Origin of the sequence: Paenibacillus terrae (assembly GCF_000943545.1) — a bacterium.
Taxonomy (GTDB): Bacteria; Bacillota; Bacilli; order Paenibacillales; family Paenibacillaceae; genus Paenibacillus; species Paenibacillus terrae_A.
On record NZ_JTHP01000033.1, the window covers coordinates 17268 to 29808 of the forward strand.

General features: G+C 47.7%; 12 protein-coding genes and 2 pseudogenes. 7 read left to right on the forward strand and 7 right to left on the reverse strand.

What is annotated here, in order from left to right:
* Positions 1-10: 10 nt before the first annotated feature.
* Entirely contained in the window at positions 11-1486 is a 1476-nt protein-coding gene (gene rhaB / locus QD47_RS16285) for a rhamnulokinase (RefSeq protein ID WP_044647136.1), read from the reverse strand.
* Positions 1483-2703 (reverse strand): L-rhamnose isomerase, encoded by a 1221-nt coding sequence (gene rhaI / locus QD47_RS16290; protein WP_044647137.1) that lies wholly within the window; start codon positions 2701-2703, stop codon positions 1483-1485. Before rhaI ends, rhaB begins: the two co-directional genes overlap by 4 nt.
* Positions 2704-2752: 49 nt before the next feature.
* Here rhaI and QD47_RS16295 point away from each other — a divergent pair, with 49 nt between their 5' ends.
* Complete coding sequence (locus tag QD47_RS16295; RefSeq protein ID WP_044647138.1) at positions 2753-2959, forward strand: hypothetical protein; 207 nt, start codon at positions 2753-2755, stop codon at positions 2957-2959.
* A gap of 158 nt (positions 2960-3117) precedes the next feature.
* On the opposite strand, the gene QD47_RS16300 is transcribed toward QD47_RS16295, so the two are convergent.
* On the reverse strand, positions 3118-5187 hold the full coding sequence (locus QD47_RS16300) for a bifunctional rhamnulose-1-phosphate aldolase/short-chain dehydrogenase (RefSeq protein WP_044647139.1): 2070 nt from the start codon (positions 5185-5187) through the stop codon (positions 3118-3120).
* Between the two features lie 344 nt (positions 5188-5531).
* Here QD47_RS16300 and QD47_RS32560 point away from each other — a divergent pair, with 344 nt between their 5' ends.
* The 3 genes from QD47_RS32560 (at position 5532) to QD47_RS16310 (ending at position 7594) form a co-directional block, all read left to right on the forward strand.
* Positions 5532-6212, forward strand: a complete 681-nt coding sequence (locus QD47_RS32560; RefSeq protein ID WP_200893449.1) for a glycoside-pentoside-hexuronide (GPH):cation symporter — start codon at positions 5532-5534, stop codon at positions 6210-6212.
* Positions 6181-6687 (forward strand): MFS transporter, encoded by a 507-nt coding sequence (locus QD47_RS32565; RefSeq protein WP_052646784.1) that lies wholly within the window; start codon positions 6181-6183, stop codon positions 6685-6687. Before QD47_RS32560 ends, QD47_RS32565 begins: the two co-directional genes overlap by 32 nt.
* Before the next feature lie 115 nt (positions 6688-6802).
* Entirely contained in the window at positions 6803-7594 is a 792-nt protein-coding gene (locus QD47_RS16310) for an alpha-L-rhamnosidase-related protein (RefSeq protein ID WP_044647140.1), read from the forward strand.
* A 266-nt stretch (positions 7595-7860) separates the two neighbouring features.
* Here QD47_RS16310 and QD47_RS16315 read toward each other — a convergent pair whose 3' ends face one another.
* Positions 7861-8874 (reverse strand): LLM class flavin-dependent oxidoreductase, encoded by a 1014-nt coding sequence (locus QD47_RS16315; RefSeq protein WP_044647141.1) that lies wholly within the window; start codon positions 8872-8874, stop codon positions 7861-7863.
* Positions 8875-9214: 340 nt separating this feature from the next.
* Between QD47_RS16315 and QD47_RS16320 the strand changes: the two genes are divergently transcribed.
* Together QD47_RS16320 and hslO are read left to right on the forward strand one after the other, a co-directional pair.
* Positions 9215-9697, forward strand: coding sequence for an Rrf2 family transcriptional regulator (locus QD47_RS16320; RefSeq protein ID WP_044647142.1), 483 nt, complete (start codon positions 9215-9217; stop codon positions 9695-9697).
* Between the two features lie 31 nt (positions 9698-9728).
* Positions 9729-10610 carry an Hsp33 family molecular chaperone HslO gene (gene hslO, locus QD47_RS16325; protein WP_044647143.1) on the forward strand — a complete coding sequence of 294 codons (882 nt, stop codon included), beginning with the start codon at positions 9729-9731 and terminating at the stop codon, positions 10608-10610.
* 218 nt (positions 10611-10828) lie between these two features.
* Here hslO and QD47_RS34160 read toward each other — a convergent pair whose 3' ends face one another.
* Together QD47_RS34160 and QD47_RS34165 are read right to left on the reverse strand one after the other, a co-directional pair.
* Positions 10829-10948, reverse strand: coding sequence for a helix-turn-helix domain-containing protein (locus QD47_RS34160; protein ID WP_082067204.1), 120 nt, complete (start codon positions 10946-10948; stop codon positions 10829-10831).
* A gap of 406 nt (positions 10949-11354) precedes the next feature.
* A pseudogene (locus tag QD47_RS34165) lies at positions 11355-11483 on the reverse strand (AraC family ligand binding domain-containing protein); the annotation flags it as partial.
* Between the two features lie 207 nt (positions 11484-11690).
* Here QD47_RS34165 and QD47_RS30845 point away from each other — a divergent pair.
* Positions 11691-11851: pseudogene (locus QD47_RS30845) on the forward strand (YlxR family protein); the annotation flags it as partial.
* 56 nt (positions 11852-11907) lie between these two features.
* On the opposite strand, the gene QD47_RS16335 reads toward QD47_RS30845, so the two are convergent.
* Positions 11908-12540: an S-adenosylmethionine--2-demethylmenaquinone methyltransferase gene (locus QD47_RS16335; protein ID WP_044647145.1), complete on the reverse strand. Its 633-nt coding sequence runs from the start codon at positions 12538-12540 to the stop codon at positions 11908-11910.
* Position 12541: the final 1 nt, after the last annotated feature.

Here is a 12541-nt window from a genome sequence, read left to right on the forward strand (position 1 = left end):
CTCCACATCTTTAATGTACAAAAAGTCCCGTCACACGCCGGAATCGTCCGTAGGCATCCTCCCACGCTTCCGACTCGGCAGGTTCATATACCTCTACGGAAATAGAATCCGCGATGACCCGGCGTGCTTCCCATATATCGGCGAACTTTCCCTGTGCCATCCATTGTACCGCAAGATTGCCGATTGCGCTTGCTTCTGCGGGTCCAGCCCACACGGGTTTTTGAATAGAGTTGGCCGTCCATTGGCACAACAGCCGATTCTGAATTCCCCCACCGACCATATGCAACCCATTAAACCGTTGTCCTGACACCCGTTCCGTAAGCTCCAAAACGTAACGGTACTTCAACGCCAGACTTTCCAAAATACAGCGTGTGACCTCCCCCGGTGTCTCCGGTAAAGGCTGCCCGGTATTACGGCAATATTGGCGTATGCGTGTTTTCATATCTCCGGCATGCAGAAACAGTTCATCGTCTGGGTCGATCCATGAAGCAAACGCCGGAGCCTGCTCCGCCATGTGTACCAGCTCGGGGAAAGAATAGGAGGTTCCTTGACGCTCCCACTCTCTGCGTGCCTCCTGTAAAATCCACAAGCCCATAATATTTTTAAGCAGCCTGTAGGTCCGGCCTACCCCGCCTTCGTTCGTAAAATTAAATCTCAGCGTATCATCGTTGATCACGGGCTGCGGGGTTTCCGTTCCCATCAGGGACCACGTTCCGCAGCTTAAATAGGCAAATGATCGCTCCAGCGCAGGCACCGCCGCCACAGCCGATCCCGTATCATGCTCCGCGACCGCAATGACAGGAATCGCCCCGATGCCCAGATCAGTCATGACCGAGGAACGGATCGTACCGGCGGCACTTCCCGGCTCCAGTACCTTTCCAAACCAGGAACGGGGAATGCTGATACCGGACAAAAGCTCATCATCCCAGTCCTGCTGCAACGGATTATATAACTGCGTGCTGGTCGCATTGGAAAATTCATTAACCATTTCACCCGTCAGAAAATACCGCAGCAAATCAGGGATCATCAAGAAATGCTTTGCCTGCTCCAGCAGCGGCGATTTTGCTTTTCGCATAGCAGACAGCTGATACATCGTGTTAAACGTCAAAAACTGAATGCCTGTGTGCTGAAAAATAAACTCTTTTCCCAGTTGGCCATGTACTTCCTCCATCACCCCGTGGGTATGCCAATCCCGATAATGATAAGGGTTACCCAGCAATTCTCCGGTTTCTCCAATCAGTCCAAAATCGACCGACCAGGAATCAATCGCCAGACTGGACGGGTTCACTCCCATGTGCTTGGCTTTGAGCAGCCCTTGCTGAACCTCGTGATACAGACGCAAAATATCCCAGTGCAGACGTTCCCCGACCTTGACCGGATCATTCGAAAAGCGATGGATTTCCTCCACCTCTATACGTGAATCCGTCAATCGTCCGAGCAGTACCCTGCCGCTGCTTGCCCCCAAATCATATGCGAGGATGCTCACCAGCTTGCACCACCCTTGCCTCTTTGCAAAATCTGCGTGCCATAATCAGACGCTAAATAAGCTTTCATCGGATCAGCGGGTAGTCCTTGCTCCTCACGTATTGCCTTGAGCAATGGTGCAACGTCGAACTCAAACGCTTTACGCACAGCATCCTCCGCACCCAGCACATCCTGACGGTTCGCCGCTTCCTCCACCTCTGCATGATTGATCAGCAACGCCTTCGCATATTGAGTCTGCACATTCAGCACCGAGCGAATCATCGCCGGAATTTTTTGCTCAATATTGTGCGACTGGTCGATCAAATAAGCAATTTTGTCCACCGTATGTCGGATATCCGTATCCACATCCTGAGCCGCATTTAAAATTTGATAAAAAATCAAGAACAGCTCATATGGATTCGCGGAGCCCACGATGAGATCATCATCCGCATATTTGTAGCTATTAAAATGAAAACCGCCCAATCGCTTCTCATCAATTAAAAACGCGACAATATGCTCCACGTTGGCTCCCGGCAGATGATGCCCTGTATCCACAAGCACCTGTGCCTGCGATCCCAGCTTGGTCGCGTAATTGTACGCCATGCCCCAGTCGGCAATATCCGTATGATAAAAGGCTGGCTCGAACGCCTTGTATTCAATCAGCATGCGCATATCAGGCGTAAGCGCCTTATACATTTCGCTGAGTGCTTCCAGCATCCAATTTTTCCGCTTGCGGATGTCTCCCTGACCCGGATAATTTGTTCCGTCTGCAAACCACAGGCTAAAATCGTTGGAACCCGTTTCTTTCGCAATGTCCACACATTCCAGCAAGTGGTTTGTTGCCTTGCGGCGGATTGCCGGGTCTACATTGGTGACGCTGCCGAGCATGTAATCTTCATCCTGAAACAGATTCGGATTAACCGCCCCAAGACGTAGTCCCAGACTTTCAGCATGGCTGCGGAGCTTGCCGTAATTATCCACCTTATCCCATGGAATATGAATGGCAACCGATGGACACAATCCCGTTACTGCATGAACCTGTGCAGCATCCTCCAGCTTTTCGAACGGATCACGCGGCACGCCTGTTTTTTGAAAAACTTTAAACCGTGTACCTGAGTCGCCATAGCCCCATGATGGGGTTTCTATGCTAAGCGCTTTCAGCTTTGTCTTTACTTGTTCCAGGTCAATGCCCCTTTGTTGCTGCTGTTCCTCGAATAAGGCGTACGCTTTATCGCTCATCGTGATTCCTCCTTGAAAAGTGAGTGAGTTATGGGGGAGGCCGCTTCGCGTGCGGATTGTTCTTCCGATCGCTGTTGCAACGGGATTTTTTCATTTTATAACACAAGATAAGGTTAAAATCCCGTTGCAAAGGCGAACGCTACGCTTCTTCAGAACAATTCCACCCGCTCCGCTGCTGACCATCCATAAAGTCACTTCTATTTTAAAGTTTTGGGTGTGCATTTTCGGAAAAGCACAAAATACGAAACGTAAATAAGTTATTATTACTTATTTACGTCTTTTCATTTAAAGAGTACATCGTTCTTATAATCAGAGATTTATTTGAAAGTAGTTCAATAGATTAATCAGACACTTCCTAATATATTTGCTGTATAAACTAAATTAAAGTAACTTCTAAGTTCAGTTTATAACGTTCTAGCGTGTAAAGGCAGCGGGTACGCCGCCGTCGATAGTGAGCATACAGCCTGTCGTTTTCTCCGCCTTGGATGAGGCGAAAAAGGCAATACCCTCGGCGATATCCTGCGGGTAAATGTTGACCAGCAGCGTCGTCCGCTTGCGGTAGTGTTCCTCCAGCTGGTCTGGCTCGATGCCGTAGGCGGCGGCGCGTTCGTTGCGCCAGTTGGAGTTCCAGATGGCGGAGCCTTGCAGAATCGCGTCCGGCAAAATTGTATTCACCCGGATACCGTATTCGCCGCCTTCTGCGGCAATACAACGGGCAAGATGCGCTTCCAGTGCCTTGACCGAGCTGTAGGCCGTTACATTTTTACCTGCATAGACGGAGTTTTTCGAGCCGACGAACACCATGCTGCCGCCAAGTGTCTGTTCCTTCATCAGCTTGAACGCTTCCCGTGCCACCAGGAAATAACCCGTGCCCAGCACGTTTATGTTCAAATTCCATTCCTTTAATGATGTTTCGTCGAATGGACTGGAGGTGGCCAAACCCGCATTGTTGACGATGATATCCACACCGCCATAGGTCAGAGCAGTTTCTGCATAGGCAGCCTGAATCTGATCCTCCTGTGTCACATCCATTTTGACTGCAATAGCGCGGCCTTCTCCGTAGTGGTCATTCAGCTCGGCGGCCACCTTTTGCGCACCTTCCAGATTCAGATCGGCCAGCACGACATGTGCTCCTTCATCCACCAGGCGACGTGCGGTTGCACTGCCGATTCCGCCTGCACCGCCTGTAATGAGCGCAATTTTGCGCGAAAATTCCGCTTCTGCCGGAGCGAGTGACAGCTTATACAACTCCAAGGGCCAGTATTCCACGTTATACGATTCGTTTTCACTGAGCGAAACAAACTGCCCTAACGCCGTTGCACCTCGCATCACCGCGATAGCACGATGATATAAAGCGCCACTCACCTGCGCGTTGCTCCAGCTTTTGCCTGTGTTAATCATGCCGATGCCCGGGATTAAAATCACACGTGGCGCGGCCTCAAACATAACGTCTCCTTCATGCCGATTGCGTTCAAAATAAGCTTGGTATTGCTCCTTATAGGCTGCGATACCCTCTACGAGCTTTATTTTTAAACCCTCGACATCCTCCACGTCCGGTGTCCAGTCTACAAAAAACGGCACCACCTTGGTATGAACCAGATGATCCGGGCACGCTGCCCCGATCTGTGACAATACAGCAGAATCCTGACCGTTCACAAACTCCAGCACGTCCTCTGCATCATCAAAGGTAAGGATCATCTTCTTCTCATCACTGACCGCTCCCCGAACGGATGGCATGACGCTAGACGCAATACTGCGGCGTTCCTCGTGGGTAAGCGCTTTATATTTCGCGCCTCCAAACGACTGCTTTTCCTCTTGGCGAGCCTTAATATAGCTTTCTGCTTCTTGAATGATTTCAATGGTTTTCGCATAGGCTGCCTCGGAAGTTCCTCCCCATGTAACCAGACCGTGCTTTTCCATCAATACTAATTCTGCTTTGGGGTGATCAAGTACACCTTGGGCAATCATCTTGGACAGCTTAAAGCCAGGACGGATATAAGGCACCCATACAAAACGGTCACCGAAAATCTCTTTCGCAATTTCCTTGCCGTTATGTGCACAGCACAAGCTGATAATGGCGTCCGGGTGGGTATGATCCACATGTCTAAAGGGTAAAAAAGCGTGTAATAGCGTCTCAATCGAAGCACGCGGATGCTTGGCATCTATCATACAATTCGCCAGATACGCGACCATATCCTCGTCAGACATATCTTCCCTTTCGAACAAGGGACGGATATCCTCCATACGAAGCCCTGTAAAGTTATGCGCTTTCATTGTAGCAAGATCAGAACCGCTGCCTTTGACGTACATTACTTCTACTTCACGCCCACGAAAATCCTGTATCGTCGTTTTGGCCGAAGTATTGCCGCCTCCCCAGTTGCACACACTCCTGTCCGTGCCGATAAGGTTAGAGCGATATACGAGTTGTTCCAACGTGTTTTTTTGCTCAGATGCTTGTGAAGAATTCCACAGACTTTGTACCATAGGAAAATGACCTCCAAATTCAGTTTTAGTTTTGAATAGCTTTATTACAGTGGGTATTCTTGGTTTAAGGAGACTATAACACGTTTGTTTTGATTTGAAAATATATAATACAAAAATAATCAAAAATAAATATTAATTTTTAATAACCTGTAAAAAGAATGCGTTCATCTGTAAAACGGTAATTGCCACGCTGGAGAGAAAGCGCTTTAATAAATGTAAGTTTGGAAGGCAATCCGGAGCCGCCTCATTCAACTTACAACAAAGCACCGCCTCTTCAAGGAAGCTGAATTACTGATTTTATCCTCTAATCTTGCCGTATTGGCAACATAGGGGTCTACGGAGGGATGAGTATGGTTACAAAGGCAGGCATTTGGAAACAGCGTCTCGGTTACGGAGTTGCCGATTTTGCATGTAACTTGATTTGGCAAATGATCACGCTCTATTTAATGTTTTTCTATACGGATGTCATGGGGCTACAGGTACTTGCGGTCAGTGCGTTGCTGTTAGTTACACGCATTGTAGATGGTGTAGCAGATGCCATTATGGGAATTATTATCGACAAAACCCGTACACGCTGGGGAAAATCACGGCCTTATTTTCTGTTTGGAGCTATTCCGTTCGGTATCTTGAGTATTCTTACCTTTTACGTGCCGGATATCGGCCCTGTCGGTAAACTGATTTACGCGTATTTCACCTATATGGGCTTATCGCTGGCGTATACGATGGTCAATATCCCGATGGCTTCCATTTTGCCGAGCCTCACTCGGGATGGACAGGAACGTACAGTGCTGGCGACGACCCGTATTATCTTTTCTTTCATTGGAGCTACGGCGGTTAGTGTATTGACGATGCCGCTGGTCCGTATGCTAGGTAACGGATCACAGGCGCACGGATTCTTTTGGACGATGGTCATTTTCTCGGTTGTGGGTATGATGTTGTTTTTTGTAACTTTCAAAAATGTAGAAGAAAAAAGTAAAGCTCCGGCAGGAAAAAGTGACGGTTGCCCAAACCTTTTCTGCGCGTAAAGGGAATACGCCCTGGTACATCTTCGGTTTAATCGTCGGTGCTGTCATTTCTGCCCTGGGAAACGGCGCTCGGTCAGCAATTTACTTCTCCATGCAAGCCGACCCGGTTGATTACGGAGAATGGAAATCCGGCATTAGCGCAGCGGGCTTTATTTCTTCACTGAATGGTTTTATCGGAAAGGTAGCTATGGCTCTGGCAGGTGCTGTTTCCGGTGTATTTTTAACGTGGGGGAATTATGCTCCCAATCAAACACAAAGCGCTTCCGGCCTGTTCGCCATTCAACTGAATTATCTCATCATTCCGCTGATTTTAACGGTCATTTCGATGATTATTATGTACTTTTATCGTCTGGATCACATTTTCCCGCAAATCCGTAACGACATTCAGGAACGAAATCGGGCGCAGGATGCGTCTGAAGGCGAGAACACTTCGAATGTTCATGGAAATAAAGATATCCTTCCTCAATCGGTTTAATTATCCTAAAGGAGGCATTCACATGTCAGAAACATCTCCTATTCAGCAAGCTGACAAAATAAAAATTGCACGTAATGAAGCTTTTATTAACTAGGCGGTTCAAGCACAACCGCATTTGAATACGTCCACTGCCCCGCCACAGCAAATGGTCGAGATTGTCCATAATGCAGACGCGATGCATGGCTGGAAAACACATCCGGTGCAATCCGTTTCCACGCTGTCGCAGCAGCATTACGGCAAAGGAGATGAATTTATTCTCGACTTTGGCACGCATCAGGTCGGATATCTCTCCTTCTCTGTTCGTCCAGTCGGCAGTCCGCCGGATGCGTCACTTCATCTCAAGCTAACCTTTGGTGAAATGCCCGTCGAAGTCGCGGAGCCCTTTTCCAACTATACAGGCTGGATTAGCAGCTCATGGCTACAGGAGGAAACGCTATATATCGACGTGCTGCCGGGCGCAATCCAGTTACCGCGTCGTTACAGTTTCCGTTATGTCAAATTTGAAATTAAAGATACGTCCATGAAATATCGTGTAGCCTTCGATGACATACAGATTCAGGCTGTAACCTCGGCAGATGCTTCACATCTTGTCCCGTTGGAACATGCTGATCCACTCCTGCGGGATATTGATCAAGTCAGCATCCGTACCCTGCAAAACTGTATGCAGGAAGTGTTCGAGGATGGCCCCAAGCGGGATCGACGACTGTGGCTGGGCGATTTGCGACTTCAGGCGTTAGCTAATTATGAAACTTTTGGCAATAACGAGCTTGTTAAACGCTGCCTCTACTTGTTCGCAGGAGTACCGGATGACCGGGGCCAAGTCGCAGCGAATCTGTTCATTACGCCATCGCTCATACCGGATGATACGTATTTGTTCGACTATTCTTTGTTGTTCACCGTCAGTTAGTACGAACCGTATATGCATCACTATTTGGTCGAAGCTTTGCTGATCACAGGTGACCGGGACGGAGCCGACACGTTCTGGGAATTGTACGATCCCCCCATAATAAAGCCTTTTCTCCCTACGGCAGTTATTTAATCAACAGCTACTGTCACGCGTGGAGCTGCACCCCAACCTATTTATTTCGTAAGTATAAGCTTTAAAATATAATAAGGCCGTGCCAGAATCGGGTTGTGAGAACCTTTTTCGGCACGGCCTTACTATTTGATTAACTACTCGTCTGTTCGCATCACTTGGGCAAGCAATTCATACGACCGCAGGCGCGCTTGATGATCATATATATGAGAAGTTGTAATCAGCTCATTGGCTCTCGTCTGATTCATTATAAAATCAAGCTTTTGCTTGACCGTATCAGGGCTACCGATTGCAGAATACCCCAGCATATTACCGCGAACCGCCTCCCTCTCCTGCTCACTCCAGAGCTTCTCCATGTCATCAACTGGTGGCTTTAGTTTCCCGCTCTGCCCGCGTATCACATTGAGGAATTGCTGTTCTTGTGAAGTGAAAAGCCACTGTGCCTCCTCATCAGAATCTGCAACAACCACATTGACGCCAACCATCACATACGGCTTATCCAGTGCCTTCGATGGACGGAAATTGCGATGATACAGTTCCAGAGCCTGTAGCAAATGAGCCGGGGCAAAGTGACTGGCAAACGCGAACGGCAACCCAAGCTGACCTGCCAGCTGTGCGCTGAATCCGCTTGATCCCAGCAGCCAGATCGGTATATCCAGCCCTTCTCCCGGAACCGCCCGTACACCCGGAACTCCCCCTTTTAGCGCTGGATTGAAATAGGAACGCAGCTCATTTAATTGCTCCGGGAAATCTTCACCAGTGCTGTGCAGCCCTCGCCGTAGCGCCCTCATGGCAGGCTGATCTGTGCCTGGAGCCCTACCCAGTCCCAGATCAATCCGTCCCGGATACAGTGACTCTAACGTTCCGAACTGCTCTGCAATCATGAGCGGAGCATGATTAGCCAGCATGATGCCGCCTGAGCCTACCCGAATCTTGTTGGTATGCGCAGCTACGTGCCCGATAACCAGTGAAGTAGCCGCGCTGGCCACCGCCTGCATGTTATGATGCTCCGCCAGCCAGTACCGGTGATATCCCCATTGCTCGGCATGCTGGGCAAGAGCAACGGTATCACGGAAGGAATCGGCAGGAGTGCCGCCTTCAATGACGGGTGCAAGGTCTAGTATAGATAGTGCAACGTTCCGAATAGTCATTTTTCAATGAACCTCCCTGTATTTGTATCGCTGGTGAAATGCTATATCACTGAAGAAGTAAACACCTGTCCCATTTCCTTCACCATCACATATAATCAGTAAAATAGCTGCACTGTCAGAGTATCGTTTTACGATTCCCCTCACCGCTTTAATTATTTGATATATCAATTGATAATTGATATGTCAATTATAATAATGTGTCCCGTTATGAATTGCAAATGAATTAAATTTTTGAGAAATAGTTTACTTTTACGAAAAGCTCCTCTATCATTCACTTATATGGATAATCATTATCCATATTAGCCTGATTACAGATTTTGAATGTATAGAGGTGATGCTAATGCATATGAAAACAGGCGTCGAACAATCTGTCTACGCCCTCCTGCTACTCGCGATGCTGCCAGACAAAGCGGTTTTGCCAGGAGAGGCCATCAGCCAACAATTAGGTGCTTCGCCCACTTATTTTCATAAGTTGTTACGAAAATTGGTCAGCTCTGATTTGATTACTTCTGTTCCCGGGGTCAAAGGCGGGTTTAAATTAAAGAAAAAACCTGAGAATATTCGGGTATTTGATATTTATCTTGCGATCGAAGGACAACAGACACTCTATTCTTCCAGCGGTATTTACAACGATATGCTTGATTTAAAGGAAGAAGATCAGTGTTGCCTGCTGACAAATTTGATGGAAGAGGCGGAAACGTCCTGGAAGGCAGTTCTGAAAAGGGAAACCATCGCATCATTATCCGCTGACTTTTATAAAGCGGGTTATGCTGCCAAAATTACTTCTTTGGAGAACTGGATTCAGGAAAAATTGGTTTTGTAAAGAAGTTGAAATCGCAGAAAGGATCATGAACATGAACGATTATTTAGTAAAAGCTCTTGCCTACAATAACCAGGTCCGGGCTTACGCCGTCAGAACGACGGGGACGGTAAGTGAAGCACAACGGCGTCATCATACCTGGCCCACGGCATCGGCTGCATTGGGACGCTCCATGACGGTCGGCGTCATGCTCGGGGCCATGCTTAAGGATGAGGATAAACTGACGATCAGGATTAACGGTGGCGGCCCCATTGGCACTATTCTTGTCGATACCAATGCCAAAGGGGAAGTTAGAGGTTATGTAAAAAATCCGCAAACCCATTTCGACCTTAATCATATAGGGAAATTAGATGTCGCCAGAGCAGTTGGAACAGATGGAGCGCTGATTGTATCCAAGGATATCGGATTAAAGCAGCCTTTTGTCGGACAAGTCCCTCTTATATCAGGTGAGCTGGGTGAGGACTTCACCTCATATCTGGTCCAATCCGAACAAATTCCTTCTTCTGTTGGAGCCGGGGTGATTGTCAATCCTGACAACTCCATTCAGGCGGCTGGCGGATTTATTATTCAGCTAATGCCGGGTACGCAGGAAGAGGTAATCAGTTTTATTGAGAGACGCCTTGAGGCCATTCCGAGTATTTCCGCTATGGTCATGCAAGGACTGACGCCGGAGCAGATACTTGGACAGATTTTGGGAGAAGACAATATTAAAGTATTGGAAACCATGCCTGTGCAATTCCATTGCCCCTGCTCTGAGGAACGAGTTTCTAATGCCATTATCAGCTTAGGTAGTGAGGAAATCGCAGATATGATCCATACCGATGGACAGGCCGAAGCACATTGCCATTTTTGCAACGAGCATTACCATCTGACCAAAAAAGATCTCGAAGGCATGCTAGAAACGGCTACTTCATAATTGCAACAAGTCTATCCTGCAACATCGGTGCCTTACTTCGCAGTGCCGGTACTAACCAAGGAAGAGACTAATCCTTGCTAAGCAAAATCTCCTAATAAGAGCTGTCCCCAAGGTAGTTTTAGCTACTAAGGGACAGCTCTTTTCCTTTTATTCGAACCTTGTTGTCAATCTCAAACCTCATTCACCCGCCCCTGACACTCTCGATATTGACTGGGCGTTTAGCCTGAGTACTCCTTAAATTTCCGATAAAAAAAGCCCAGGCTTTCGTATCCCACCTCATACGCTATTTCGCTGATGCTGTGGTTCGTATGGCGAAGTAGCGTCTCCGCGTGCAGCATCCGTTGGGTTTGGACAAGCCCGAAAGGTTTTGCCTGTCTGCTCTTTAAGCAAATTCCCCAGATAATTAGCGTTAAAACTAAACGCCGCCCCCAATTGGGGTAGCGTGCAATCCTGATAATGCTGCTCAATGTATTGCAAAATATCAATAATGCTCGCTTTACCCGGCTTATGATCCAGCTCAAAATTCATATCCAGCTGATACACCCGCATCAGCTCGGTAAGCAGCAAAGGCACATAATGACTTAGCATCTGCTGAGCATAATCCTGGGGGGATAGAAATTCACACAACATATTTTTAAAAATATACTGTACATTCTCATGCTGCTGGGAATGAAATAAAATATAACGGTTGTGTCGTCTGTCCCGGGATACAACGTTAGCCAGAAAATCAGCCAAAATACATATCTGCCCCTGCTCCAGCCTAATTTCCCTGCCGTCAATAACCTGTCTGCATTCCCCGGAATACATATAATTCATTTCAATAAAATCATGATTGTGTAAGGGCATGTCCGCAAAACGATGGTGCTTTCTCATATAAATGGAACCGCTATCAAAAAAAATTTGCCCTGCATTCGAAGAATCTCATGTCCTATTTCGCTTTCGGTAATATGAAACCCTAGGGGTTCTAAATCGTTCACATTTTTCCCGGTGCGAATCTGTATTTCCTCTACAGCATCCAGGCTTCTGGGAAATTCCTACAATTGCTGGTGGTTCATCGTTTTCCCTCCTGCTCTCTCCCAGATGTCATGCGATGAGATTGACAATAAAACAAAAAAAGCCCCTCTGCGTCAATGCGTTGTATGTAAAAAAATGCTCCTAAAAAGGAGCTTGTGCGGACTGTACGTACTCAGGATCAGGGTATCCAAATAGATCTGACGGGTAAAAAAGCAGGACGCGGCGCCAAGGATGGCAAAATCTTTATCCACACTATACCGGACACCTGACGCGCGTGCAATGTCTACTTTTCCAGCCGGGCATTCAAAAGCTGATCGTATCCGAACTGCTTGCGGGTAAGCTCTTCCTTACGCTGTTTTTCCACAGCTTTTTTCCCCAATTCCCATGCTTCCTCCGGCTTCACTACAAATACACCATCGTCATCACCCAAAATGAGATCACCTGGATGTACGCTGACCCCAAATAGGCTAATCGGGGTATTCACCTCCCCCTCCAGTTCTAGTGTACGTGTAGTCAAGGCGCTAATTCCTTTGGAAAAGATGGGAAATTGCAGCTGGTTCAAGATACCGACATCTGTGACACAACCGGAAACAATGACACCAGCAAGTTGTTTTTTCATCGCTACATAGGCTCTGAATTCTCCCCAACAGGCTCTGGCATCGTCACCGGACATATCGACGACAAGGACATCACCTGCTTGTGCCAATTCCAGTGCATGACGCACAGCGGTGGAGTCCAGATGGGGAAGCCTGACCGTAACTGCATTCCCCAACAAACGAATGGGACGGAACAACGGCTGTGCTCCCTGCATACATCCAAAATCCGTGAAATGCCCAAGGGTAGAAGCACTAACATGCTGATAAAGCTCCAGCAGGTCCGTCGTTACCCCCTGAACCCGAGGTTGAATCCGGAACATA

Bases quoted from the DNA above. Each gene is read 5' to 3' on its own strand.
- rhaI (WP_044647137.1), bottom strand. From the start codon at position 2,703: ATGAGCGATAAAGCGTACGCCTTATTCGAGGAACAGCAGCAACAAAGG.
- QD47_RS16300 (WP_044647139.1), bottom strand. From the start codon at position 5,187: ATGGTACAAAGTCTGTGGAATTCTTCACAAGCATCTGAGCAAAAAAAC.
- QD47_RS32560 (WP_200893449.1), top strand. From the start codon at position 5,532: ATGAGTATGGTTACAAAGGCAGGCATTTGGAAACAGCGTCTCGGTTAC.
- QD47_RS16315 (WP_044647141.1), bottom strand. From the start codon at position 8,874: ATGACTATTCGGAACGTTGCACTATCTATACTAGACCTTGCACCCGTC.
- QD47_RS16320 (WP_044647142.1), top strand. From the start codon at position 9,215: ATGCATATGAAAACAGGCGTCGAACAATCTGTCTACGCCCTCCTGCTA.
- hslO (WP_044647143.1), top strand. From the start codon at position 9,729: ATGAACGATTATTTAGTAAAAGCTCTTGCCTACAATAACCAGGTCCGG.
- QD47_RS34160 (WP_082067204.1), bottom strand. From the start codon at position 10,948: ATGCTGCACGCGGAGACGCTACTTCGCCATACGAACCACAGCATCAGC.
- QD47_RS16335 (WP_044647145.1), bottom strand. From the start codon at position 12,540: ATGTTCCGGATTCAACCTCGGGTTCAGGGGGTAACGACGGACCTGCTG.